The following is a 26,715-nucleotide window of genomic DNA, read 5'->3' as shown; positions in this document are numbered from 1 at the left end:
TTATTTAATGTAATGGAACTAATTCGCGGTATACATAATATTTTACCAGCACATCATGGTTGTGTTCTTACTATTGGTAATTTTGATGGGGTTCATCGTGGTCATGCTGAAGTTATCTCGAAGCTAGTAAAGAAGGCTCGTCAACTCAAGGTCCCTGCGACCCTGATGACATTTGAGCCTCAACCACAAGAGATGTTTAAGGGTGAAAATGCGCCTGCCAGACTCAGCATTCTTCGGGATAAGATATTCTTGCTCGAAGAACTCGGCATTGACAGGTTAGTATGTATTAACTTTAATGCTAAGTTCGCCAATTTACCTGCTGAAGATTTTATCGATAAGCTACTGGTCGAATCCCTCGGGGTGAAGTATCTGGTTGTCGGTGATGACTTCTGCTTTGGAAAGCAGCGCAAGGGCAACTTCGAAATGCTCAAGTCTGCCGGAGAGAAACATAGCTTCGCCGTGGTGAGTACACAAAGTTTTCTACTCGGTGATAAGAGAGTGAGCTCTACAGAGATCAGGCAATTGCTTGCAAAAGGTAAGATGGAGCAAGCCAGGCGTTTACTCGGCCATCCTTTTACACTTTGTGGAAAGGTGGCTCACGGTGAAAAAATTGGCCGAACATTGGGTTTCCCGACGGCTAATATCGCCTTGAAACGTCAAGTATCTCCGGTTAGGGGCGTCTTTGCGGTTAAGTTATATTGGGATAACAGTGATACCTATGAAGGTGTTGCCAACGTAGGGTTTAGGCCTACGGTTAATGGCCAGGTGTGCCAATTAGAAGTACACCTTTTTGATTTTGACGGTGACCTATATGGCAGGACTGTTGAAGTCGAACTGGTAGCAAAGATTAGAGATGAACAGCCATTCCAGTCACTGGAAGCGCTGAAGAGACAAATTAACAATGACGCTGACAAAGCCAAAGCTCTGCTTGGCTGCGATGCAGGCTAAGCCTTTTGGCTAAATTAACGGTATAGGATCAATGAGCGACTATAAATCTAGTTTGAATTTGCCGGAAACTGAGTTTCCGATGCGTGGTAATCTGGCTAATCGTGAGCCAGAGATGTTGAAGTCCTGGACAAAAGATGGGCTGTACCAACAGATCCGTGATAGCCGTATTGGCCGTAAGCCTTTTATTTTACATGATGGCCCTCCATATGCGAACGGCAGTATTCATATTGGCCACTCAGTCAACAAGATCCTAAAAGACATTATTGTAAAATCTAAGACTCTGTCAGGCTTCGACGCACCTTATATCCCGGGGTGGGATTGCCATGGCTTGCCAATTGAGCTGAAGGTTGAGCAGAAAGTCGGTAAACCGGGACACAAGGTTTCAGCTGCTGAGTTTCGTGAGAAGTGTCGTGAATATGCGGCCAAGCAGGTCGATGGCCAGCGTGATGACTTTATTCGCCTGGGCGTGTTTGCTGATTGGAACAAGCCCTATCTGACGATGGATTTCGATACAGAAGCCAATATCGTTCGCTCACTGGCAAAAGTTATCGATAGTGGTCACCTGCATAAAGGCGTTAAACCTGTTCATTGGTGTACAGATTGTGGTTCGGCATTGGCCGAAGCCGAAGTCGAATATGAAGATAAGAAGTCACCGGCTATCGATGTTGCTTTTGCGGCGACTGATAAGGCGGCGCTACTTGCCAAGTTTGGCATTCAAGAGTGTAACGGCTCTGCGTCTATGGTTATCTGGACGACTACGCCGTGGACATTGCCGGCTAACCGTGCGCTCTCAATTTCGGCCGATCTTGAATATGTTCTGGTAGAGTTCGTAAAAGATGGCGTGACTTCCACAGTGATCCTTGCCGATGCGCTTGTCGAGTCGTGCATGGAGCGTTATGAAGTCGAGTCCCATAAGGCGCTGGCTAAGGTTAAGGGGCAAGAGCTTGAGCTGTTGCGATTTAACCACCCGTTCTACGATTTTGATGTGCCGGTTATCTTAGGTGACCATGTTACAGTTGATTCGGGTACCGGTGTGGTTCATACCGCTCCTGGCCATGGTCAGGATGACTTTGTCATCGGACAAAAGTATGGCCTGGAGGTAGCTAACCCGGTTGGTGACAATGGTGTTTATAAGGCTGATACCGAAATCTTCGCCGGTCAGCATGTGTTTAAGGCTAACGATAACGTTGTCGCGCTTCTCGAAGAGAAAGGCGCGTTAATTAAGTGTGAAAATATTCTTCACAGCTACCCCCATTGCTGGCGCCATAAGACTCCAATCATCTTCAGAGCGACACCTCAGTGGTTTATCTCTATGGACCAGAAGGGTCTCAGAAAACAGGCTCTGAGTGAAATTGAGCAGACACAGTGGATCCCTGATTGGGGTCAGAGTCGAATCGAAAAGATGGTCGAGAACCGTCCCGATTGGTGTATCTCTCGTCAACGTACCTGGGGTGTACCTATCACCTTGTTTGTTCACCGTGAAACTGAAGAGTTACACCCGGATAGCACCTCTTTGATGGAGCGAGTCGCTAACAAGATAGAGCAAGAGGGTATTCAGGCTTGGTGGGATCTCGATGCTAAGGAGCTTCTGGGTGACGAAGCAGATCAGTACCGTAAGGTCACCGACACCTTAGATGTATGGTATGACTCAGGCTCCTCTTTCTCATCGGTTGTCGCCTCACGCCCCGAGTATCAGGGCAATGGCATCGACCTGTATCTGGAAGGTAGTGACCAGCATCGTGGTTGGTTTATGTCCTCACTGATGATCTCGACCGCCATGAATGGGAAAGCGCCATATAAGCAGGTGCTTACTCACGGCTTTACCGTAGATGGTAAGGGTCGTAAGATGTCAAAATCTATCGGTAACGTTATCGCACCACAGACGGTGACGAATAAGTTAGGTGCCGATATCCTGCGTTTGTGGGTTGCTGCCACCGATTACAGCGGCGAGATGACGGTATCTGATGAGATTCTTAAGCGTAGTGCCGATGCTTATCGTCGTATTCGTAATACGGCTCGATTCCTGCTTGCCAATATCAATGGTTTCGATCCCGTTAAGGATCATGTTGCCGTTGAAGATATGGTTGCGCTGGATCGCTGGGTTGTACGCCGCGCCGCAGCACTGCAAGAGGAACTGCTGGAGGCTTATGAGCAGTATAACTTCCATGTAGTAACACAGAAGTTAATGCAATTCTGTTCTGTTGAGCTGGGTAGTTTCTATCTCGATATCATTAAAGACAGACAGTACACAGCAAAAGGCGATAGCCTTGCCCGCCGCAGTTGTCAGAGTGCCCTGTATTTGATTGCCGAAGCTATGGTTCGCTGGATTGCTCCAATTTTAAGCTTCACTGCCGACGAAGTATGGAAGTTGCTACCGGGTGAGCGTGAGAAGTATGTCTTCACACAAGAGTGGTACCAGGGACTTAAGTCGGTAACACTCGAGTCAGACTTAAGCGATGACTATTGGGAGCAGCTGTTAACCGTTCGTGGTGAAGTCAATAAGGTTATTGAGCAGGCTCGACGTGAGAAACAGATTGGTGGTTCTCTGGAAGCTGAAGTGACCTTGTATGCCGATGAGGCGTTAGCTCAAGCACTCGCTACACTGGGTGATGAGCTTAGATTTGTTCTGCTGACCTCGAAAACTGAGATTGTTGCACTTTCATCAGCACCCGCCGATGCTATTGAGACCGAACTGGGCTCACTGAAACTCGGACTCCTTAAGACTGAGGCCGAGAAGTGTGAGCGCTGCTGGCATCACAGAGACGAAGTTGGTCAGGTTGAACAGCACCCGACGCTTTGTACCCGCTGTGTGACCAATATCGAAGGTGACGGTGAAGTTCGTCAGTTTGCTTAGTCATTAACATTAAAGCTAATTGAGCCGGAAAGTCAGTTTCCGGCTCAAATGGTTTTGATAAGGTTTAACTCGTCTGTATCAGGTATTGAGAGCCGACAATGACGAAGTGCAACAGATTGCATAGAAGGAAACGTTTTAATGCCAACTAACTGGAAAGACAGTGGCTTGCGTTGGTATTGGGTGGTTGTATTGGTGTTTATCGCCGACCAGATATCGAAGCAATGGATCATAACCAACTTTGAGCTGTATGAGTCGGTAAAGTTATTACCTTTCTTTAATTTCACCTATGTGCGCAACTATGGTGCGGCGTTCAGCTTTTTAAGTGATGCCGGTGGCTGGCAAAAATGGTTATTTACCTTCATTGCTGTTGCATTCAGCACCATACTGACAATCTGGCTCAGAAAGCAGCCGACGACCATGTGGAGGCTTAATTTAGCCTATACATTAGTGATCGGTGGTGCTTTAGGTAATTTAATCGATCGCCTGCAACATGGTTATGTCGTCGACTTTCTGGATTTTTTCTGGAATACGAGCCATTTTGCGGCTTTCAATATCGCCGACTCGGCTATCTGCATTGGCGCCGGTCTGATTATTCTCGACTCTTTTATCGGTGACGATAAGGAGAAGAGTAAGAAAGAGCAGAGTAATAAGGCGACTTAGGAGTAACACACTTGTCTGATCAACGTTCGATTTTATGTCATATGAATATTGTGCTTGAAGATGGCTCTACAGCCGATAGCACAAAGGCTTCAGGTAAGCCTGCCAGATTGAATATCGGCGACGATACTCTGAGCCCGGCTTTCGAAGCCCAAATTGCTCATCTGGCCGAAGGTGATAAGCACAGTTTCACCTTAGAAGCGGCCGATGCTTTTGGTGAGTCGAATCCCGATGCCATTCATCATATGGACAGAAGTAAGTTTCCGGCAGATATGTCACTCGAGCCAGGTGTTATCGTCAGTTTCGGTGGCCCGGGTGGTAGCGAGATCCCCGGTATCGTTCGTGAGCTGGCAGGAGATTCGGTTACCGTGGATCTGAATCATCCTTTAGCGGGACGAACCGTAACATTTGAACTTGAAGTGGTACAGGTACTTTAGAGTATGCAAGAAGCTAAGAGTCTGGAGATAAAACTGGCAAACCCCAGGGGGTTCTGTGCCGGTGTCGATAGAGCCATCAGCATCGTAGAACGTGCGTTAGAGCTCTTCTCTCCTCCAATTTATGTGCGTCATGAAGTGGTACATAACCGCTACGTTGTTCAGAATCTAAAAGAGCGTGGAGCCGTTTTCGTCGAGGAACTCGATCAGGTTCCCGATGACAGCATAGTTATTTTCAGTGCTCATGGTGTGTCGCAAGCCGTTAGAGCCGAGGCAAAGCGCCGTGGCTTAAAGGTGTTCGATGCGACCTGTCCCTTAGTGACTAAGGTTCATCTGCAGGTGACTCGTGCAAGCCGTAAAGGGATCGAGTGTATTCTGATCGGGCATGCGGGGCACCCCGAGGTCGAGGGCACCATGGGGCAGTATAATAATCCCGATGGTGGCGTACTTCTGGTTGAGTCTCCGGATGATGTCGAATCTTTAGTGGTGAAGGATGAGGAGAACTTGTGCTTTGTTACTCAGACAACGCTTTCTATGGATGATACCAAGGATGTTATCGAGGCGCTTCAGAAGCGCTTTCCGGCGATTCAGGGGCCGAGAAAGGATGATATCTGCTACGCGACTCAAAACAGACAAGATGCCGTGCGTAACGTCGCCGATGATGTGGATCTATTCCTGGTTGTTGGTTCGAAGAACAGCTCCAACTCCAATCGCCTGCGCGAGCTGGCACAGAAGAAAGGCACGCAAGCTTACCTGGTAGATAACTCAGAGGATATTGATGCTGTCTGGTTTGACGGTGTGACCAAGGTAGCCGTGACAGCGGGGGCCTCGGCACCGGAAGTCCTTGTTAAACAAGTTATTGATGCCGTTGCAAAGCTGGCTCCCAGTGTGATCACAGAAGTCGAAGGGCGAAAAGAGGATACCGTGTTTGCCGTACCGGCCGAACTCAGGTGATTCTTTGCTAAGTATATGGTATTAATGGAAAAAGGAGGCTCAGGCCTCCTTTTTTATTGCCTGTATTTCATACTGGATCTAATAGAGTGGATTTTTAGACTCTAATATTACTAGCGTCTAACATTCGACTAAACTATCATTAACCATTATTATGGTGGTTTCGCCTAACTTGCAGATTTTAAAAGGGTAAATGGCCATTTTTACCGTCAATATTGTGGCGAAGGAAGGGGATTTGACACAGATGAATGATAGAGCTAAAGGCTTCTCCTTAATCGAGGTACTCGTCTCTTTGGTGATTTTAGTGGTTGGCCTGATCGGGATATTTAACCTGCATATTGTCGCCAAGAGGGGCAGCTTCGAGTCCTTTCAGCAGACTCAGGCGTCTTACTTTGTTAACGATATCATTAATCGTATGAAACTTAATCGCTCAGAGGTTATCAGGTATGCAGGCACCTATAGCGGTAACCTGTCCAAGCCCTCGCCCGAATGTGATACCGGGGTTGGCGGAGGGGCTGCCGTCTGCACAACGGTACAGACTCGTGTTTGGGATCTGTATCAATGGGAGCAGCTCTTCGGTGGTGCTTCAGAGACTGTTGGCGGACGAGATGTCGGTGGCTTAGATACCCCGACCGCTTGTATACAAGTTCAGGCTACCGGCGCCGTATTGGTGGTCATGACCTGGAGAGGCATTCGCAGTAGCTCAGATGGTGCCCTGGGGAAAGGTAGCTTTATTGAGGGGTGCGGCACCAGCAGTGACAGGCGCAGGGTTTACTCAATCAATACTGTGATTATTTAATGGGAGAGCAGATGCAGGTATATTTTAAAAAGCAGAGCGGCCTCTCCTTAGTCGAGTTGATGGTCGCTTTGGTGATTAGCTTATTTCTCTCGGCTGGCATATTTTCTATGTTCAGCATGTCTGCGACGAATGTGACGACGACAAGTCAGTTTAATCAGCTGCAGGAGAACGGTCGCATTGCTCTGGCGCTTATGGAGCGGGACATTAGCCAGCTGGGCTTCATGGGGGATATGACCGGTACGCCATTTAATCTGGGAACCAATGTTTCCATCACCGCAGGTGCGGTGGCAAATGATTGTGTCGGCGGTGGGCTTAATAATGCGACGCTTCCCAACAATCAGCCATCTGATTTCAGGCTTATCTGGGGATATGAGAGTGGTGTGAGTACAGACTCTATTGACTGTCTGGCAAATGTTAACAGTGGCACCGATGTCATTCAGTTAAAACGCCTCATCGGCCCGCCGACTTTAAATCCGAATGTGAATACACGCTATTATATGGCGACCCGTTCTGATCAGGCGGTGATCTTCACCGGCGATCAGGCGACACCGGCACTGGATAACGGACGGTTCTGGGAGTTTCAACACCATATCTACTATATTGCTAACGATGGAGATATTCCTGTACTGAGAAGGCGAACCTTGAGCGCGACCACAGGTATGCGCAATGAGGATCAGTTGGTGGAGGGGGTGGAGAATATGAGAATCCTCTATGGATTCGATAACGACGGCGATAGCACCGCAGATGGCTTTATGCCTGTACAGAACGTCACCGAGGTCATGTGGAGCAACCTGAGACCTCAACGTTTAGTTGCGCTGCGAATATTTCTTCTGATCCGTTCGATCGAGGAAGATCCCAGCTATACCAATAACGTGGCTTACGTGTTGGGTGATAAGAACATCGCCCCGCAAAACGATCATTTCAGGCGTAAAGTCGTGTCTACGACTGTGGTACTGGAAAATCCGGTACTGATGAATTGAGAAGTGGGTTTAATATGAAGAAACAGAAGGGAATAGTGCTTTTCCTGTCACTCATAGTACTGATTATTATGACAGTGATAGGCATAGCCCTGGCCGTTAACTCCAATCAGTCGATGCGTATGGCCGGAGCCGGCTCCGAAAGGGTAGAGGCTATGGCTTCCGCTCACGGTGCACAGGATAGTGTGATTGACACCAATAAAGGGGCGGTTCTGGCCAATCTGAATGCGGTAATGGATGCGGGGACTATGCTTGGAGTAACCAGTACCATCACGCCAACCCCATTCGTCGACATAGCATGCCAGAGAAAACCCGATGCGAGTGGAGCGGCTTTAATCAGCTGTCGCCGGGCAGAAATTTCGAGTGTTGCAACATTCGGGCGGAATAATATGGGGCAGCTGACGGTAGTTGCCGGCGTAGAGCAAGAAGTGCTTACCGGAAGTGGGGGCTAGAGATGATAGTTAAACGTTTTGCCGTGGCCGGCTTATTTGCATTGATAGGCATCTCGGGAGTCACATTTGCTGATGATACCGAGCTGTATGTATTTGAGTCGTCGAGTCGTACCGGTGCCAGACCTAAAGTGCTTATCATCTTTGATAACTCCGGCAGTATGTCGACCATCGAAGAGGACGAGGTTGGCGGATACGATCCTAACTACGTTCAGGATGATGGTACCCCTGGTTATCCTGCCGTGGGCAGTGCCAACGCTTATCAGGGACGAATGCTCTATTTTACCAAGGGCGGAATAGATAATACCAGTGTGCCTACACCCGACAGCCCGTCTGAAGCCAGACGCTTTCTCGATGCCATCAACGGTTGTAACCAGAGTAAGGCGGCTATCGATAAGTATGGTCGTTTTACCGGTTATCTGCGTGAGTATAGGGTCAAGGGCAAGACCGGGACCTGGGAGGAGGTACCGGAGAATAATGGTGCCAACATAGAGATCATTGATTGCTGGGAGGATATTGAGGCGGAAGATCCTAAAAATGCACCGAGTATCAATGACGGATTCCCTGTAGATGCATTTAAGAAAAGTGGTAAAGCTTACCCCTATAATCACGTTTCATCCAGCTCTGACTCAGGCTGGGCAGACGCCCTGTCTGATGCTAAGGCGACTGCATTCGGTATCGGGGAACCGATCACCATCTACACCGACGACTATCTGCGTTGGTACACTCTGGCGCAGAAAGGGATGCTGGATAAAGTTCCTAAGTCCCGTCTCGATATCGCCAAGGATGCAATGAAAAACATTGTGATCTCAACTCCATCGGTAGACTTCGGGTTAGCGGTGTTTAACATGAACTACCCTTATGAGGGGTACAGGGATGGCGGGCGAATCGTATCTGGCATTAAGAATATGACTGCGAGTGCTAAAGACTCGCTGCTTTCTACAATTGATATGCTGCCGGCCGATACCAATACCCCCTTATGTGAGACCCTGTTCGAGGCGTATAGGTACTATGCAGGTGGTGCAATTAAGTATGGCCACAAAGACAGCGATTATAACTGGGGGCACGGTAATAAGTACATTGCTAACAGGCCGCCCTACGATACCAGCATTGAGTCGGGCTCAAACTATATCACTCCTTTGAAGATCTGCCCCGATATTGGTTATGTGGTCTATATCACCGATGGTGTACCGACCGTGGATACTCATGCCAACTCAGATATTATCGCCCTGACCTCTGGTGCCGATGTGAACCCCGAGGGGGATTACACTGCTTTTTCTGAAAATCTGAGCCAGCCAAGTTACCTTGCTGCCCTAGCAAGTTATATGTTTAACAATGATCTGGTTCATGTATTGGATGCAAATGGAGAGGATCAGAAGCAAAATGTGAGAACCTTCACCATTGGTTTCAGTGATGGTGCCGATGACGCCGCACCGTTACTGAAAGAAACGGCTAAGCGGGGGGGAGGCAAGTATCTACCGGCGAAGAGCAGTATTGAGCTTGAAAGTGCGCTGAGTGATGCGCTTACCTCGATTCTGGCCATCGACTCGAGCTTCACATCACCGAGTATCGCCAGCAACAACTTTGACCGTACCCAAACATTCGATTCGGCCTATTATGCCATGTTCCTGCCGGGCAAGGGCCCAAGGTGGAGCGGTAACCTGAAGAAGCTTAAGGTGACTTCGGGAGGAACTCTGGTGGATGTATCGGGCAATGCTGCAATTGGTGATAACGGTAATATCAAAGATACCGCCTGTACCTACTGGAGTGACTGTAGTGGCGGTAAAGATGGTAACAAGGTCGAGCAGGGCGGCGCTGCTGAGATGTTGCGTGGCTTAACGACCCGTAAACTGCTGAGTAATACTGCAAGTGGTGGTGGACTCGAGTCTTTGACTGTGAGTAATGCCGCTAACGGAGACAAGGCTGGCTTAGCGACTTATATGGGCACCACCGAGGATGAGTTGGCCAATACCCTTAGTTGGCTCAGAGGAGTCGATGTCGATAACGATGACAAGGATTCGAGCTCAACAGATATCCGTGAAGATATTATGGGGGATCCGCTTCACTCCAAGCCTCTTGCGATTAACTTTGGATCAGAGTCTTCGCCCGATGTCAGGGTTATTCTGGGAACAAACCAGGGCTTATTGCATATGTTTAAGGACTCGGTGACCAGCGTTAGCGAGTCATGGGGCTTCATTCCTTACGAGTTGTTACCCAATGTGAGTAAGTTAAGAGAGAATGTCGCCTCAGGGGGACATACTGTATATGGTATGGACCTGTCGCCGGTAGCCTATGTTAAAACCGGCTCCGGTGGCGTTGAGGCGGCCTGGGTCTATGCCGGTATGAGGCGTGGTGGTCATTCCTACTATGCGCTTAATGTTACCTCACCCGACAGTCCGAGTCTGATGTGGACTATCACTCCCGATTCAACAGGCTTTTCAGACCTTGGTCAAACCTGGTCGGAGCCCGTTGTAACAACGGTTCCGGGGCATGATAAACCCGTTATTATCTTCGGGGGCGGTTATGATATCAGCTACGATGCCACGCCGAGCCCGACTCCGGTGGGGCGCGCTGTTTATATCGTTGATGCCGAAAGCGGCACCTTGCTGCATACTTTCGGACCAGCGGCCGGTGATGGTATTACTCAACTGCCCGGGATCTCCGACAGCATAGCAACTTCGGTTGCGATACTGGATAGCGATAACGATGGTGCCACTGACAGGATCTATGCGACCGATGTCGGAGGGAATATCTGGCGAATGGATCTGCCGGATGCGGATAAGTCCAGCTGGACGGGCTTTAAGTTTGCCTCTATCGGTGGCAGCACGGCAGCAACAGACAGGCGCTTCTTTGCCGAGGTCGTTGTCGCTCAAACCGTATTTACTAATACATCTGAGGTGAGCGTCACAGAGACCGCCGCCGATGGCAGCGAAACGACGACGACCACAAAAACCTATCAGGATATCCCCTATGACGCGGTCAGTGTAGGGACGGGAAACCGGGCTCACCCTTCGGGAACGGAAACAACCGATATGTATTTTGTATTCCAGGATAGAAACGTGACCGCATTAAGTTTCGATGGTAGTACAAACGATATTCCCGATGCGCTGACGTTGAACGATCTTTATAACGTCACCTCCAAGGCGCCGGAAACCGAGGCTGAAAATATTGCATTCGGTACCAAGAGAGGCTGGTATTACGACTTTACCAGCAGCGGGGAGAAGAGTTTAACGGCAGGTTTAATCATTGGTGGTAAGGTGTTCTTCACCTCCTACGTTCCGCCATCTCAGTCGCTATCAGATACCGTTTGTACCGTATCCGGCGAGGGGCGATTGTATGTTTTCGATCTGCATAAGGGAATTAGAACCACAAGTCATCTCTACTATGAGCTGGGTGAGCGTGTCCCCGATACCCCTCAGATTGTTATCCCTGAGGCTGCGACGGGAGAGGACCCTTATATCTACATAATAGGTGTAGGTAAAGGAGAGAAACTACCCGATGGTGAGTACACCGGAACAATTAATGTTGGATCGGGTTTGAGTGTAAATAAAATTTACTATCATATAGATGAGTAAGGTTGAGATATGAAGATTAATAAACATAAGTTTACTCATGCCATGGGGTTTACCTTAATAGAGGTGATGATAACAGTGGCTATCGTTGCGATACTCGTTGCGATAGCTTATCCCTCCTATACCGAGTATGTTGCCAGAAGTACACGCTCTGAGGCGCATGCTGCGCTGTTGAGGGTATCTAACCTGCAGGAGCAATATTATCTGGATAACCGTGTCTATGCTGAAGATATGACAGACCTGGGGCTCGGGGCCGATCCCTTTGTAACAGAAAACGGTCACTACCAGGTTGATTCAACCGGCACCACAAGCTTTACGGCTACAGCCACAGCTAAAGGTGTGCAGGCCTCCAGGGATAGTGCCTGTGCAACGATTCGAATCACAGACACCGGCGCTAAAACCACTGCGGAGTGTTGGCAATGAGAGATTTAATTAAAAACTTACCAGCATCATTTGTCTTTATTATGGCTACATCTATCAGTACTACGGCTTTGGCCAGCGAGAAGCAGGAATATAAATGTTATGTCGACACGACCGATGGCGCCAAAGTGGTATTTTACCGTTGGCAGAAGCATGAGTTTGATATTAAGTTTGCCAGCTTAGCGGGCAGGCAAAACGTGAATAACAAGGGGAAAAAGTACTTCATTAAGGATGCCATGGAATGTGTGACCTTAAATGAGGAGTTCAGCTCCAGTCGAGCTAAGAAATTAGATCTGCAAACACTGCGTTAGTAAGCATTTTTTAGTGAGATTGTTCGCCAGAAATAATCGATTAATAAAAAGCTAAGCCCGAAAGTGCTTAGCTTTTTGTTTTACCGGGAGCGTTACCATGTTCCCAGCTTCACCTCTTTTTGCAACTTGGGCTAGTTTGCTAGCTACAATTGGTAGTTGGAGTTATAAAGCGGATCCGACCTGACGCACTTACCTCAGCCGCAGTCGATTGATCATTGCTGACGGAGCCCGGGCAGTAGGTAAATGTTATTGCAGCGTTTGTGGGAACTAAACCATCGGGTGTAAAACTAACCGTATTAGCACTTACCGTGACGAAGTCACTTGAGTTAAAACTGTCTACTACTCTGATAATCTGGTCTGCACCATCTAATGTATTGACTGCACCGTTGTCGATAAAAATTGTGAAACCATCGATCCAGTTGCCGCTGCAGGCGTTGCCTGACATAGGGCAGACAGTTACTCTCGAGCCATAACTCACAGCCTGTCCGCGGGCAAACATGAGTGATTGCTGAATTTTTCTGATCCCGCTATCACTTCGGCTCCCTTCATATAAAGAGTTTAGTGCGGGGGCACCCACAGCTATCAGAATCATGGCTACTACAATTGTAACCATGAGCTCAATAAGCGTGAAGCCGAATTCCTTTTTTAACATGACCCATCCCCTTGTAGATACTGATTAAGTATAAGCGAGAATGGGCCTGTTTACAGTATGAATAAGTAACTTTTGCTCGCCAATATATTGGCTGTTAAGGATATTTTGACTGTATAAGACTTGGTCTTCTTAGATCTCGTTTAGGTGTCACACCTAATATTTTCTTTGGTTGAAAACCTGACCCTTCCGGACTGGTTGATGATGACAGCCTTTGAGTATTTGTTGTCACTCGATAGAGGGCAATATTTAAGTGTACCGTTGGTCCCTGACGCAAGACCGTCCGGCTGAAAGCGCACTGCCAATCGGTTGTAAGTGATGATATCGTCAGCGTTAAAAGGAGATGTGGCAAATATGATCTCATCTGCACCATCGATAACATTAGACTCACCGCTGTCGATAAACACAGTGATGCCGATATTCCAGTCTCTTACGCAGCGATTGCTTTGAACCGGGCAGGCAGTAACCCTGCTGCCATAACTGATGGCTTGATTTCTTGCTAGTTGAAAGGTTTGTTGTATTGTTTTAACCGAGGATTTGGCCCGATAAGACAGGTTGAGGTCGGTTAGTGAGGGAGCTGCGATACCTGTGAGTATTATCGCTACAACTAAGGTCGTCATCAGCTCAATTAGTGTAAATCCTGCGCAGATTTTCATGATCTCCTCCCTGGAAATTAAGGTGTTTGCATCCGGCAATCACCAGGAGTTACTTTGAAATTAGTAACTCAATATTTGAGTATAGATGCTGATATGAAACCTGTTTGGTGTGAAATATATTGTTCTTAAATAAGAAAAATGCTTCTTTATTGTAAATAATATAATCGACTACAGTGTCCAGGCCACTCATGGTAAGCTTAAGGCTTGAGAAAAAACCATTGAAGCAAGTATAAAGGAGTGTTTGATGAAGAAGGTCGAAGCCATTATTAAGCCATTTAAGTTAGATGATGTGCGGGAGGCGCTTGCTGAGATAGGGATCACCGGAATGACGGTTTCGGAAGTCAAGGGCTTTGGCCGACAGAAAGGTCATACAGAGCTTTATCGTGGTGCCGAGTACATGGTGGACTTTTTACCTAAAGTAAAAATTGAACTGGTTATTCAAGATGAGCTTTTGGACCAGGCCATTGAGGTTATCGTGGATACCGCCCGAACAGGAAAAATCGGTGATGGTAAGATCTTTGTTACTGAAATTGAACGAGTTATCCGTATTCGAACCGGTGAGGAAAACGAAGAGGCGGTTTAGTTTACTCCTTTCATGTTTTACAAATAATGATGCCGCAACGAGAAGCTTGCGGCATTGTTATTTTTAAAGCTTGTACCGCTTATTTCAAAGTGGGATGAGATGATGAGTCTCTGATAACCGGCTCCGGGATAAAAATTTTGGCGTGCTCTGAAGTTTGTGCGCGTCTTTTAGCGATCAACAGCTCTGTCGCCATCTGAGCTATTTTCTGATTTGGCTGGTGTACTGTTGTCAGCTTAGGCCATGTCTGTCTCGAGAATGGGCTGTCTTCGAAGCCTACAATTGAGATATCGCTGGGAATATCCAACCCTTCGAGTCTGGCGGCAAATAATGCCCCTGCGGCTATTTCATCGTTACAGGCGACAATGGCTGTAGGTCTGTCGTCTCTTCTCAGCAACTCTTTTGCTCCATTAACACCTGACTCGAAGGAGTACTCCCCTTCAATAATGTTGTCTTTTCTGACGGAAATATGATTATTATCCATTGCCTGGGTAAAGCCGGCTAAACGCTCTTTGGTTGACTCGTGGTGCTGATCGCCACTCAGGAAGGCGATATTTTTGTGGCCGAGTTCGATGAGGTGTTGAGTGATCGAAACTGCACCGTGTTTATCGTTGACCAGTACAGCAAGTCCTGTCTCTTCGTCAATTTCAGTACCGGCAATAATTCGAACATAGTTCGCATCAATTTTATCCAGTGCCTGTAATATCTTAGGGTCTTCCGATAGCGGGGGGGTGAGCACTAATCCTGCGAGTCTTGAATGTTTCACCATCTTGGTTAACTCTTCACAGATATTATCTGCCTTAGCGTTACATGGATGGATCAACAGCTCATAGCCCAAGTCTTTGCACGAAGACAGAATTCCATTTTGCATATCAATAACATAATAAGCATTTGGGTTATCATAGATAAAGCCGATGACATATGATTTTGTTGCCGCCAAGTTTCTTGCTGCTAAATTTGGCTGGTAATTAAGTGCGTCTATGGCTTCATTGACCTTATCAATGGTTGCCTGCTTTACTGATGGTTCATTATTAGTGACTCGGGAAACCGTCTTAATTGAGACGCCTGCATATTTTGCTACATCGTTTATTGTGACTTTCATTAAGCTAAACACTCTTATATCAGTGTATTACGCATTTCAATCTGAGACGCTACAAGATTACTCATCGAACGCAAATCTCAGCTTTACGGAAAACGAATTCTCAACTCGTTACTGGCTATAGTGCGAACTTTTACTCAAATTAGCAAACAAGAAATTTAAATCGTATATCACTTATATAAATATTTCAGATGTCAATATAGGGGGAATTGCTCTGAAACCCTTCGTAACACTCGATTCACAACTCTAAGGTTTCCTCGCACGCATGTAAGTAAAATGTTTGGGGTGGCGGGAATTTTTCGCTGTTGGTTATTTTGTTGTAGCGCGCAGGTTAATTTTTGTGTAATGTTTGTACCGAACATGACAGCGTTGTCATTCCATTGGGGAATGGTTATGGAAATTAAAAAAATAAAATAAAGTTATGGAAGGGAAATGAGATGCGACCATCTAATTTTAAGAAAACTGTACTAGCTACAAATATCGCCCTACTGCTTGGTACTGCAATGTCTATGTCTGCTGTTGCAGCCGAAGCAGAAACTGCTGGCTCTGCGGCAGACGAGAATATTGAGAAGATCGAAGTGCGCGGGATGCGTGCTTCCATGAAAGCTTCTGTAAATGCTAAAAGATTCTCTAACTCAGTTGTTGATGCTGTAACTGCCGAAGATATAGGCAAATTTCCTGATGGCGATGTGGGTGAGTCACTAGGTCGTATTCCAGGTGTTGCCGTAAACCGTCAGTTCGGGCAAGGGCAGCAGGTTTCAATTCGAGGCGCATCGAGCAGCCTTACCAGAACCTTACTTAATGGTCACTCGGTAGCATCAACAGGTTGGTATGATCAGCAAGCCATTGACCGTAGCTTTAACTACAGCTTGCTGCCGCCAGAGATGGTTGGTGCAATCGAGGTGTATAAGTCGTCACAAGCTGATATCGCTGAGGGGGGCATAGGTGGTACGGTTATAGTTAAGACTCGTAAGCCCCTCGATTTGGATGCAAACTCAGTCTTCCTGAGTGCTAAGGGAGATTACGGTACCATTTCTGAAGAGATCGATCCTGAGCTTTCCGGTCTCTACAGCTGGAAAAATGAGAACGAAAATTTCGGTTTCCTGCTGTCTGCCGCGAGCTCAGAAACCAATTATCAGCGTAATGGTATAGAGTCATTAGTTGGTTGGGGGGATATTGTTCCGACCACTTTTGAACAAGAGAGAGAGCGAACGGCTATCAATGGTGCTTTCCAGTACCGTCCTACAGAGAATTTAGAGTTTGGTTTAAATATCATGAGCCTTGATATGAAAGCTAATAACGCTAACACCTCATTATTTGTGATGTTCCCGGATGACAAAGAAGCGGCATGTGAGCAAACTAATGCTTCAGGCACTTGTACCTTCTATCGTCGCGATGGAAATGGTGCTAATCCTGGCTGGGCTCAAACTTGGGCTCGTAAAGCGAGCATGGATTCAAATACATATGATTTGGATTTTAAATATGAAGCCGATAATTACACCCTGGAAGGGCGCGTAGGTAACACTAAATCTGAAGGTGGTACAGACTTGACCTCTAATTATGGTTTCTGGTTAGGTCAACCCGGTGATTTTGCTGGGACCTATGATGCTACCGGTGAAGTGATCGATATAGATATCGCTAATAAATCATTTACAGCAGATGACTTCAATGGTCAGCTTTCTCCCGCCGGTTGGTCTTTAAAGAAACAGCCCAACTCAGATGAAGAGACTTATGCTCAGTTTGATATCTCTATTCCTGTTGAGCTTGGCGCTATCACCTCATTTAAGACAGGTGTTCGTTGGGCCGACCATGATGTATCTCAAGAGACCTTCCCTGCGATTGTAAACGCAGATGTTACAGCTAAAGATGCTTCTGAGTACTACTCAGGTACCGTTTCTTCAGGCGCTGGTTTCACTCTGCCTAAGCCAAATTTAGATGCGATGCTTGCCGATGCATACTCTGCCATCGGTGGCTTTAGCAAGGAAGGGCCTGTCTACAAATCTGGTTACGGTACGATTAACGAAGAAAATCTGGCTCTGTATCTGATGGCCAATTTTGAATCTGATGGTATTCGCGGTAACTTCGGCTTGCGTTATATCTCTACAGACGCGTCATCTGATTATTATCAGCTACAGTCTGATGGCTCGTACGCTGATAATTTAAGTACCATGAAGGCGAGCTACAGTGATGTGTTGCCGAGTGTGAATATTGCATTTGATGTGACAAGTGATGTGATCATTCGTACCTCGGCTTCACAAGTTATCTCTCGCCCTAATTATGGCGACATGTTCGCATCTTCGGCTTTAGCCGGTTACGCCGATGGCACTGCAGGCAACGAAGTCGTGAACACAGGTAATATTGCACTTGAGCCATTTAAGGCGACGCAAGCAGACTTAGGTGTTGAGTGGTACTTCAGCCCGGACGGTATTGTTGCTGCGACCTACTTTATCAAAGATATCAGTTCATTTGTGACATCTGATCAAATCTTGAATCAAAGTATCGGCATCATTGACCCGGATTCAGGTGAAGATAACTGGACTAAGTCGACTAAGAAAAACGGTACCGGTGGCCAGATCCAGGGTGTCGAACTTCAGCTTCAGGATTCGTTCGAGAATGGTTTGGGTTACTCAGCTAACTATACGTTTGCCGATTCAGATGCTCCTGCGGAGAACTACCCGGATGAAGTAAGCGTATTCTCAGATTCCTCTAAGCATACTGTTAACCTGGTAGGTTACTATGAGATGGAAAACTTCTCTGCACGTGTTGCCTATAACTGGCGCAGTGAGTATATGATCCGTGAGCTACCCGGTTTCTACGGTAACCGTGAACATCAGGACTACGGTACTGTCGATTTAAGCGCAAACTACAATGTTACTGATAACCTGTCAGTCACTTTCGAAGTTGTTAACTTACTTGAAGAAGATAGCGTGCAACTTGGTGTTGCCCCAGATTCTGCAGAAGTTAAACCAGAGCTTAAAAATGGTTACCCGGCATGGAGTTTTGAAGGTGAGGCTCGTTACAAGTTAGGTGTAGCACTACGTTTCTAATGAAACATTAATCTCGTTAAAGCCCAGCTCATGCTGGGCTTTTTATTAAAGAGCATTCTTATTAATCACTGTACTACTGAGGCGGAGAAACAAGGCTAATTAGCCTGTTAGGTTAGTGTTCTAATAGTCAGAGTTCTCTGGTCATTTTTATTGAGGAGCCCTATGGATATTAAGAAAGTTGTAATTGTTGGCGGCGGAACTGCTGGCTGGTTAGCAGCTAATCACTTGGGTAAAGCGGCATTAAATAATGAGCTGTTATCGGTAACCTTAATCGAATCACCCGACATTCCAACTATCGGTGTGGGGGAGGGAACTGTCCCTGCAATAAGGCAGTCTTTGCAAAGCTTCGGTATTAGTGAAACAGAGTTTATAAGACGTTGTGATGTGACGTTTAAACAGTCGATAAAGTTTGCTAACTGGCTTGATAAGGAGGTACATGGTCAACTTAACTTTTATCATCACCTGTTTGATATGCCAAGTTCCTTAGGTACGGAGCTAACTCAATCGTGGTTAGCTGAAAAGGGCAGGGCTTATGCGGAGGTCATTTCACCACAACATGCCGTTTGTGAGGCTTACAAAGGCCCCAAAACAATTAGTGATGCTGAATATAAGGGGCATTTAGGTTATGCCTACCACCTTAATGCCGCTAAGTTTGCCAAGTTGTTAAGTGAGAATGCGCGAGAGCGCTTTAATGTTCAACATATAACTGCAAATGTGCAAGATGTGATTCTGGGTGAAGAGGGAGAGATAAAGTCTCTGGTGACTGACAGCGCCGGGACACTCGAATTCGACTTTTACATTGACTGTAGTGGTTTTGCCTCCTTGTTGATTGATCGAGCACTTAAGGTTCCCTTTGTAGATAAAGCGGGGCAGTTATTCGTCGATAAAGCGATAACTGTTCAAGTGCCAACAGAGCCAAATAGTGATATTCCGCCTTTCACTATTGCAACGGCGCACCAGTCTGGCTGGATCTGGGATATTGCGCTGAGTAACCGTAGAGGAGTGGGATTCGTCTATTCAAGTAAGTATATGGATGATGAGATTGCTATTAGTAAGCTGGACCGCTATCTGGGTGGTAAGTTATCTGAGCATAACTATAGAATGATACCTATGAAGGTGGGGTATAGAGAACATTCTTGGGAGAAAAACTGTGTAGCACTTGGGTTAGCTCAAGGCTTTTTGGAGCCGTTGGAGGCAACATCCATTCTACTGACTGACTTTTCAGCTCAACTCCTGGCAAACAGGTTCCCCAATTCCACATCGGAATTTGATGAAATTAGGCAGCAATTTAACATGGTGGTGGGTTATGCCTGGGAGCGGGTTGTTGATTTTATAAAGCTGCATTACTGTTTATCTGATCGCTCCGACTCGCAGTTTTGGATAGATAATCGGGGCCCGGATACCATGTCTGATGAACTGATCAAGCGTTTATCTCTCTGGAATAACTTTATCCCTAATCGGGAGGACTTTTTCAGTAAATTCGAGGTGTTTGATATGGAGAACTACCTATATGTTTTATACGGTATGAATTTCCCAACACAGGTATTCCCAGCTCAGGCAATTGATAAGAGCAATACCAGAATACATAGCGATAAGGTTGCTCGGGTCGCTGAGCTGTTAGTCAATGAACTTCCAAATCATAGAGAGCTATTAGATAAGATTAATCGCTATGGTTTACAAGAGGTGTAGATACTGCAGCGCCTGCATTAAGTAACGTCTTGCTTTCGCAGTGGATCCCAAAGCTCCAACTGCGAAAGCAGTTTGACTAGTGGCTTAGATCGTATTGATTTTGCTTTTTGATAAGACGCGAGAACTGTTGAAGTGAAAGTTGGTGTGCATAAATAAGAGGCAAAATTCCTCTATTTTTTAATGACAAAAAGTCTTCGTCGCTTAAATCATTTAGCCGTTCTTTATCTATCACATAGATACCGTCGATGTTCATGACGGTTTTGTTATTCAAGAGTTTTAAACTAAGTTGCTTCGGTTCCAGTAGCTTCAGGGACGAGAGGAACTGACAGATATTTGCGGTTTGCTGATTAAATGAGTCTATATCGAGCAGGGCTTGGGTACGTTTTTTAAGGTATTCACTCTGCTCCTTACTATCGATAAATAACCTGTGTCCGCCCTCTTTGACAACCAAATGACTGTTCAGGTCAATACATACCATTACTTCGTCACTCTGTTCAGAGGTTTTCATCAGAGATAAAGGGGCGTTACTGAACCCTAACGGCGTTACATTAGAGTGCCAAGAGCTGTCTTGACAGTACAGGTTAACTCCAATCTTGAGCCCCATCATAGCGACTGGCGTGAATCGACCCGTTTCGGTATTTTTTACAAAGACGATAGGGAACTCAGTCGCTAACGGTAAAAAATCTTGAGCGAGTACAGGTATCAGATGTTCATTTGAAAATCGAGAAAAATCATTAGATTCAATGATTGATATACCTGAATGTTCTGCGTTATTGAGTGGGGTTATCTTCGTCATAAGAGTTGTTAACCTTCGTTTACTATTTTAGATAGCTTATCGTTGTTGTATTTATCCCATGCCAAGTTAAGCAGTGGTGACTTGGGAAGCCTTATTCTCAAATGATGTTACCAATGTTTGACAGCGTTGTCATATTGTTGTGGCTAAGTGACACCCATTTGAAGCTCCTTATAAATACTTAGGTGTAAAGCCATTCATTTCTGTCGCCGGATAACCAATTGAATGTAAGAAAAATGTAGATATTCTGTGTGGCTTTGTGTACATTAATAAATGACAGCGTTGTCATCTGCTTGTGTGATAACTTGTCTGTAAGGTCTGCATGAGAAGGAAGAGGTCTCCTGATTCATGTTTTTGGCAGATGAATTATGGCGTTAAGCTTGGTACATCTGTGTTTGTATTTTTAGTCTCTCCCCAGAAACTAGATTGGCCAGGTGTTACACTCTCAACGAGATCATACACCTGGCTTTTTTTCTTCGGGGTCATGAAGGTGCCTGGAAGGTGATTTTCTTAATTACGGCCCTTAATTGCGATAATTTGGCGACTCTTCCTTTTTATCGGCGATGACACTTTCTCAAAGAATCTGTTCATGAGTACTCCATAACGCAGGCAACAGATCTCACTATATGCTCAACTCTGCTAACCCGGCTAAGCATAAAGTGGCGCATATGTTTTGGTATCAGGTGAAAGTGAAAAAGATTTAAATAATTAAGCCACGACCTCAGGTTAGGTCTCCATGTCGTAAGCGTTTTGTATTGTTTGACGGAGCCAGTTTTTCAAGGGGAAAGGTCGCGGACTATAAGTTAGCCCATTCTGTTATTGAGAATGAGAGAATATTGACATTATGAGGATGATGATGAAATTTAAACTTATTGCGGCTGTAATAACTTTGGTTCTGACCACGAGTGGATGCAGTCAGAATATGGCTGAACCATTAGAGGCCGAGGCGTTGAAGGACAAGAGTCTAACTCAGCTTACACTCAACCAACTCGGTGATACCTTAGATATCAAATATCGCTTAATTTCTAACTATCCGGATGGATGTCCGACTTCCGGTGTCGATGGACGCTGTTTCAGTGCGCAAATTGACCTCACATCGGCTATAGATATCGAGAGTAAAGACTGGGCAATATATTTCAGCCAGATGAGACCCGTTAAGTCGGTGAGTGGTGAAGAGTTTACCATTACCAGAGTTAAGGGTGATCTTCATAAAATTGAGCCAACAGACTCTTTCAAAGGACTTAAGAAAGGCTTCACTAAGACCATAGACTTTCGTGGTGAACTTTGGCAGCTATCAGAAACGGATGCTATGCCAAATTATTACCTGGTATCCGGCGAGTTGACCCCGGTGGTAATTAAAAGTACTCAAGTTACCAAGGATGCCGAAACCGGTATGGAGCTTAGGCCATATAATGCCGCGTTTACCGATGCCGATACACAATATAGGCGCAGTGATACAGATAAAGTGCAGTGGGCAACCCCTGAGGTTCTGTTTCTGGCAAACCAAGGGGTAGCTACACAGCCAGAATCTGCTGTGAACACAATTATACCTACTCCGTTAAGTGTTGAAGTAACATCGACCGATAGACCTGTTTCTTTCGCTCAAGGTATCAAGTTTAACCTGAACTCTATCGATGCCGCTTCAATTACAGCTGCACTGGATCGGCTGGCGCGAATCGGTGTTGTGCATAATGAAAAAGGTATTGAGGTTAGCTTTGAAAAGTTAGCAGGTGAACAGATAAGTGGTAGCTATCGGTTAAATATCGAAGAAGACAGCATCGAGATCTCTGCCGGGGATGATGCCGGCTTCTCTTATGCAATTGCTTCTTTAACCAGCCTGATAGACACCAAATACCTATCTGTGAATACCATGAGCATTGTCGATGAGCCCAGATATGGGTTTCGTGGCATGCATATCGATGTGTCCAGAAACTTCCATAGTAAGCAGTTGATCTTAGATCTGCTGGATCAGATGGCGGCATATAAATTAAATAAGCTACATCTGCATATGGCAGACGACGAGGGGTGGCGCTTAGAGATAGATGGCCTGCCTGAGTTAACCGATGTCGGCAGTAAACGTTGTCATGATTTGACCGAATCAAGCTGCCTGTTACCGCAGCTTGGCAGTGGTCCCTCGGCCGAGAGCTCAGTTAACGGTTACTACTCAAAGGCCGATTACATCGAGATCTTAAAATATGCCTCTGCGAGACAGATCCAGGTCATTCCATCTATGGATATGCCGGGACACTCCAGAGCGGCGATTAAGTCTATGGACGCCCGCTATAATAAATATATGGCGCTGGGCAATGAGCATGCTGCGAAGGAGTATCTGTTAGCCGATTTCGATGACAAGACGGTTTACTCATCGGTTCAATATTATGACGACAATACGTTGAACGTGTGCATGGAGTCCACGTTCCATTTTGTTTCTAAGGTTATCGACGAGATAGCCAAGCTGCATGCCGAAGCGGGCCAACCACTATCAATCTACCATATAGGTGCCGATGAGACCGCCGGTGCCTGGCTGGAGTCTCCTATTTGTAAGGCATTTCTTGCCGATAATAACCGGGGAATTGAGTCGGGTGATGAGTTAGGTGCATATTTTATAGAGCGGGTTTCAAATATCCTGAGCAGCAGAGGCATAAAGCCTGCCGGCTGGAGTGATGGCATGAGTCATACCCGTCATGAAAATATGCCGGCACAGTCTCAGAGTAACGTTTGGGATGTGATCTCTCATGGTGGCTATAAGCGCGCACACGAGCAGGTCAATCTGGGATGGGATGCCATCTTAGGTATGCCGGAGATGCTCTATTTTGATTTCCCATACGAAGCGGATCCAAAGGAGCATGGTTACTATTGGGCCAGCCGAAATACCAATGAGCGAAAGCTGTATGGTTTTATGCCTGACAATCTGCCTGCAAATGCGGAGCAATGGACGGATATTCAGGGACAGGCTTTCGAAGCGGATGATACTGTGCAACTGGATGAGAATGGGGTTCGCGTCAGTGGGCCAATCAAGAAGGGGATGGGGTTCACCGGTATTCAGGGGCAGCTCTGGTCTGAGACCTTAAGAAGTGATGCCGTTGTAGAGTACATGACTTTCCCAAGGTTGCTTATTTTAGCCGAGAAGGCTTGGCACAGGGCCGACTGGGAGGTGCCATATCGTTATGAGGGAGCTGTCTATAATCAAGACTCCGGTTTCTTTACTCAAGAGATGCGTGCCCGCCAATTGAAACAATGGTCCCTAATCGCAAATACTCTCGGTCATAAAGAGCTATCAAAGCTGGATAGGGCGGGCATCGAGTATCGCATTCCTACCGTCGGTGCACGGATAGATGAGGGGAAACTTTTTACTAATTTAATCTATCCCGGGCTCGCTATCGAATACCGGATCGATGGTGGACAGTGGCAAATATACAGCTCTCCTGTCACCGTCGAAGGGGCGGTTGAAGTGAGAGCCGTCGCAGCCGACGGTAATCGAAGAGGCCGCCCCCTGCTGGTGAGGTAACAAAGTTGTAACAGTCGTGGCGCCGGTAAAATAACACTCGGTGCCATGCTGAACCACAGATACTGTAGAGCCTGCAAGCCTGATTGGTTATAGCTGTCATTGGGTTGAAAAATTAAATGACAACGCTGTCATTTTTGTTGTAACATGAGTTTAACTTAATCGGTGGCGGAACTGAGCAATTGTCTTCAAGGTTTTGGATGAAAACGGTGAATGAGGTCTGTATGAGTGCGAACCAGGCTAAGGGGAAGCCCTTGTATATTGGTATTGATGGTGGTGGCAGTAAATGCCGGGCAACGATCTATTCCGGTGAAGATACCGTTATAGGTACCGGGGTCGCGGGGCGTGCCAATCCACTTCATGGTCTATCTCAAACATTTGAGTCTATTCAGGCCTCTACCGAACTGGCATTGATAGATGCCGGAATGAACTCGAGTGACAATAAAGTTTTGGTCGCGGGCCTCGGGCTTGCCGGGGTAAATGTGCCCAGACTCCATAAAGATATCCTTAACTGGCGGCACCCGTTTGCCGAGATGTATGTGACGACAGATCTGCACACTGCATGTATTGGAGCCCATAAGGGGGGCGATGGTGCTGTTATCATTACCGGTACGGGCTCGTGTGGTTATGCCAATGTCAATGGACAACAGCTATGCCTTGGTGGACATGGCTTTGCGCTAGGCGATAAAGGGAGCGGCGCCTGGTTAGGCTTACAGGCAGCTGAGCGTGTCTTACTTAGCCTGGATGGTTTCGCTCAAGAGACGATATTAACCGAACGACTCATGCGTTACTTTGATGCTAAAGATGCCATGGGAGTGGTAGAACAGTTGGCAGGGCAGTCTTCCGGGACTTATGCAAAGCTTGCCCGTATCGTACTTGAGTGCGCCCATGCCGGTGATGAGGTCGCGCTCGATATTGTCACCGAGGGGGCAAGCTATATCAGTGAGCTGGCACGTAAGCTCTTTGAAATGGAACCTCCGCGTTTTTCGATGATTGGAGGTCTTGCTGAGCCTTTGACTCCATGGTTAGGTAATGACGTGCTTGCCAGGCTCTCGCCCACACTGGCACCGCCAGAGCTAGGGGCGGCATACTATGCCCGCCAGCAGCATCAGAGCAGATGATTTAAGCAGACGCAGGACCTAGATGAGATGAAGCAGACCTTTATTGCTAAACAAGTATTCGATGGCGAGACCTTTCATAGTGAATACCCTATCACAATTGAAGATGGGCATATTCTGGCATTTGATACTGTTTCCGGTGCCAGGGAAGTTAAATTGGATGGAACCTTGGCACCGGGATTCATCGATGTTCAGGTTAATGGCGGTGGCGGGGCACTATTAAATGCTGATACCTCGGTCGAGTGTATCGAGACGATAGGCTCCGCGCATGCCAGGTTCGGTACAACAGCTTTTCTGCCTACGCTTATCACCGATGATATCGATGTGATGCGAAGAGCGGCCGACGCCGTTGCAGCTTCATTGACAAAAGGCTGCGGTGGGGTATTAGGTGTACATTTCGAAGGGCCTCATCTCTCAGTACCCAAGAAGGGGGTACACCCCCAGTCTCATATTCGCCGTATATCTGACGCCGAACTGGAGATCTTCAGCCGGGATGACTTAGGCATTAAGCTTGTGACTCTGGCACCTGAAAATGTCTCAGTAGAGGTGATTAAGGCGCTCGTCGCCGCGGATGTAAAAGTCTGTCTTGGCCATTCAAATGCCGATTACGATACGGTTGCCGCGGCCCTCGATGCCGGTGCTACCGGGTTTACTCACCTGTTTAATGCCATGTCTCCATTTGGTTCTCGGGAGCCGGGGATGGTGGGGGCCGCTATAGAGAGCCGTGATGCCTGGTGTGGGCTGATTGTCGACGGACATCATGTTCATTCGGCTGCAGCTAAGGTGGCTATCTACGCAAAACCCAGAGGCAAAGTGATGTTAGTTACCGATGCCATGCCTCCGGTAGGCTTGGACAGTGAAGCGAGTTTTGAGCTCTTTGGCACTCAGGTCATACGCCAGGGTGACAGGTTAAATGCGCTTACCGGTGAGCTTGCCGGTTGTGTACTCGACATGGCTGGAGCCGTGCGTAATACCGTTAATATGCTTGGAGTCGACTTAGGCGAAGCCATAAGAATGGGCTCTCTCTATCCCGCTCAGTTTCTTAACCTTGATAAGCGACAAGGCCAGTTGTCTACAGGTAGCAGAGCCGATCTGGTTTTGCTTAATCAAGACATCCGGGTTGAAAGAACCTATATCGGTGGCGAACGTGTGTTTTAGTGTCAGTATCTCTATGTTCAATTAGTTGAGCCCTCCGGTAGAGATGCAG

At 46.8% G+C, this 26,715-nt stretch carries 21 protein-coding genes; 17 read left to right on the top strand and 4 right to left on the bottom strand.

All coding sequences use genetic code 11. The annotated features are described in order from the left end of the window. The first annotated feature begins 12 nt into the window (after positions 1-12). The 11 genes from ribF to Q1B47_RS12300 all read left to right on the top strand — a co-directional run bounded on the left by ribF (position 13) and on the right by Q1B47_RS12300 (position 12,372). Positions 13-948 carry a bifunctional riboflavin kinase/FAD synthetase gene (ribF, locus tag Q1B47_RS12350; RefSeq protein WP_299793937.1) on the top strand — a complete coding sequence of 312 codons (936 nt, stop codon included), beginning with the start codon at positions 13-15 and terminating at the stop codon, positions 946-948. Between the two features lie 31 nt (positions 949-979). Continuing rightward, a complete protein-coding gene (gene ileS / locus Q1B47_RS12345; protein ID WP_299793934.1) occupies positions 980-3,802 on the top strand; it encodes an isoleucine--tRNA ligase in 2,823 nt (940 codons plus the stop codon). A 138-nt stretch (positions 3,803-3,940) separates the two neighbouring features. Next, the gene (gene lspA, locus Q1B47_RS12340; protein ID WP_299793931.1) at positions 3,941-4,462 is read left to right on the top strand and encodes a signal peptidase II; all 522 of its coding nucleotides are present in this window, start codon (positions 3,941-3,943) and stop codon (positions 4,460-4,462) included. Positions 4,463-4,473: 11 nt separating this feature from the next. Beyond that, on the top strand, positions 4,474-4,896 hold the full coding sequence (gene fkpB / locus Q1B47_RS12335; RefSeq protein ID WP_299793928.1) for an FKBP-type peptidyl-prolyl cis-trans isomerase: 423 nt from the start codon (positions 4,474-4,476) through the stop codon (positions 4,894-4,896). A gap of 3 nt (positions 4,897-4,899) precedes the next feature. Continuing rightward, positions 4,900-5,847, top strand: coding sequence for a 4-hydroxy-3-methylbut-2-enyl diphosphate reductase (gene ispH / locus Q1B47_RS12330; protein WP_299793925.1), 948 nt, complete (start codon positions 4,900-4,902; stop codon positions 5,845-5,847). Positions 5,848-6,088: 241 nt separating this feature from the next. After that, on the top strand, positions 6,089-6,643 hold the full coding sequence (locus Q1B47_RS12325; protein ID WP_299794162.1) for a prepilin-type N-terminal cleavage/methylation domain-containing protein: 555 nt from the start codon (positions 6,089-6,091) through the stop codon (positions 6,641-6,643). A gap of 11 nt (positions 6,644-6,654) precedes the next feature. Beyond that, entirely contained in the window at positions 6,655-7,623 is a 969-nt protein-coding gene (locus Q1B47_RS12320) for a PilW family protein (protein ID WP_299793922.1), read from the top strand. A 14-nt stretch (positions 7,624-7,637) separates the two neighbouring features. Continuing rightward, positions 7,638-8,072, top strand: a complete 435-nt coding sequence (locus Q1B47_RS12315) for a pilus assembly PilX N-terminal domain-containing protein (protein ID WP_299793919.1) — start codon at positions 7,638-7,640, stop codon at positions 8,070-8,072. Between the two features lie 2 nt (positions 8,073-8,074). Then, complete coding sequence (locus Q1B47_RS12310; protein ID WP_299793916.1) at positions 8,075-11,644, top strand: PilC/PilY family type IV pilus protein; 3,570 nt, start codon at positions 8,075-8,077, stop codon at positions 11,642-11,644. Positions 11,645-11,653: 9 nt separating this feature from the next. After that, positions 11,654-12,064: a type IV pilin protein gene (locus tag Q1B47_RS12305; RefSeq protein WP_299793913.1), complete on the top strand. Its 411-nt coding sequence runs from the start codon at positions 11,654-11,656 to the stop codon at positions 12,062-12,064. After that, a complete protein-coding gene (locus Q1B47_RS12300) occupies positions 12,061-12,372 on the top strand; it encodes a TapY2 family type IVa secretion system protein (RefSeq protein ID WP_299793910.1) in 312 nt (103 codons plus the stop codon). Before Q1B47_RS12305 ends, Q1B47_RS12300 begins: the two co-directional genes overlap by 4 nt. Before the next feature lie 139 nt (positions 12,373-12,511). Here the strand turns inward: Q1B47_RS12300 and Q1B47_RS12295 are convergent, their stop codons facing one another. Beyond that, the gene (locus Q1B47_RS12295; protein ID WP_299793908.1) at positions 12,512-13,024 is read right to left on the bottom strand and encodes a GspH/FimT family pseudopilin; all 513 of its coding nucleotides are present in this window, start codon (positions 13,022-13,024) and stop codon (positions 12,512-12,514) included. 140 nt (positions 13,025-13,164) lie between these two features. Beyond that, positions 13,165-13,677 (bottom strand): GspH/FimT family pseudopilin, encoded by a 513-nt coding sequence (locus Q1B47_RS12290; protein WP_299793905.1) that lies wholly within the window; start codon positions 13,675-13,677, stop codon positions 13,165-13,167. Positions 13,678-13,921: 244 nt separating this feature from the next. Here Q1B47_RS12290 and glnB point away from each other — a divergent pair, with 244 nt between their 5' ends. Next, positions 13,922-14,260, top strand: coding sequence for a nitrogen regulatory protein P-II (gene glnB / locus Q1B47_RS12285; protein ID WP_299793901.1), 339 nt, complete (start codon positions 13,922-13,924; stop codon positions 14,258-14,260). Between the two features lie 79 nt (positions 14,261-14,339). On the opposite strand, the gene Q1B47_RS12280 is transcribed toward glnB, so the two are convergent. Continuing rightward, positions 14,340-15,359 (bottom strand): LacI family DNA-binding transcriptional regulator, encoded by a 1,020-nt coding sequence (locus tag Q1B47_RS12280; protein WP_299793898.1) that lies wholly within the window; start codon positions 15,357-15,359, stop codon positions 14,340-14,342. Positions 15,360-15,793: 434 nt separating this feature from the next. Here Q1B47_RS12280 and Q1B47_RS12275 point away from each other — a divergent pair, with 434 nt between their 5' ends. Then, positions 15,794-18,403 carry a TonB-dependent receptor gene (locus tag Q1B47_RS12275; RefSeq protein WP_299793895.1) on the top strand — a complete coding sequence of 870 codons (2,610 nt, stop codon included), beginning with the start codon at positions 15,794-15,796 and terminating at the stop codon, positions 18,401-18,403. Positions 18,404-18,565: 162 nt separating this feature from the next. After that, positions 18,566-20,092: a tryptophan halogenase family protein gene (locus tag Q1B47_RS12270; RefSeq protein WP_299793892.1), complete on the top strand. Its 1,527-nt coding sequence runs from the start codon at positions 18,566-18,568 to the stop codon at positions 20,090-20,092. A 76-nt stretch (positions 20,093-20,168) separates the two neighbouring features. Here Q1B47_RS12270 and Q1B47_RS12265 read toward each other — a convergent pair whose 3' ends face one another. After that, positions 20,169-20,888: a SapC family protein gene (locus Q1B47_RS12265; protein WP_299793889.1), complete on the bottom strand. Its 720-nt coding sequence runs from the start codon at positions 20,886-20,888 to the stop codon at positions 20,169-20,171. 919 nt (positions 20,889-21,807) lie between these two features. On the opposite strand from Q1B47_RS12265, the gene Q1B47_RS12260 reads away from it, so the two are divergent. The 3 genes from Q1B47_RS12260 to nagA all read left to right on the top strand — a co-directional run bounded on the left by Q1B47_RS12260 (position 21,808) and on the right by nagA (position 26,666). Continuing rightward, positions 21,808-24,393, top strand: coding sequence for a family 20 glycosylhydrolase (locus tag Q1B47_RS12260; protein WP_299793886.1), 2,586 nt, complete (start codon positions 21,808-21,810; stop codon positions 24,391-24,393). A 221-nt stretch (positions 24,394-24,614) separates the two neighbouring features. Then, positions 24,615-25,511, top strand: coding sequence for an N-acetylglucosamine kinase (gene nagK, locus Q1B47_RS12255; RefSeq protein WP_299793883.1), 897 nt, complete (start codon positions 24,615-24,617; stop codon positions 25,509-25,511). Positions 25,512-25,538: 27 nt separating this feature from the next. Then, complete coding sequence (gene nagA, locus Q1B47_RS12250; protein ID WP_299793879.1) at positions 25,539-26,666, top strand: N-acetylglucosamine-6-phosphate deacetylase; 1,128 nt, start codon at positions 25,539-25,541, stop codon at positions 26,664-26,666. Positions 26,667-26,715: the final 49 nt, after the last annotated feature.

It is taken from the genome of uncultured Shewanella sp. (genome assembly GCF_947501225.1).
In the GTDB taxonomy this organism is placed as follows: domain Bacteria; phylum Pseudomonadota; class Gammaproteobacteria; order Enterobacterales; family Shewanellaceae; genus Shewanella.
Note: the sequence above shows the minus strand (reverse complement) of the source record. Positions and strands in the feature narration are given on the sequence as shown.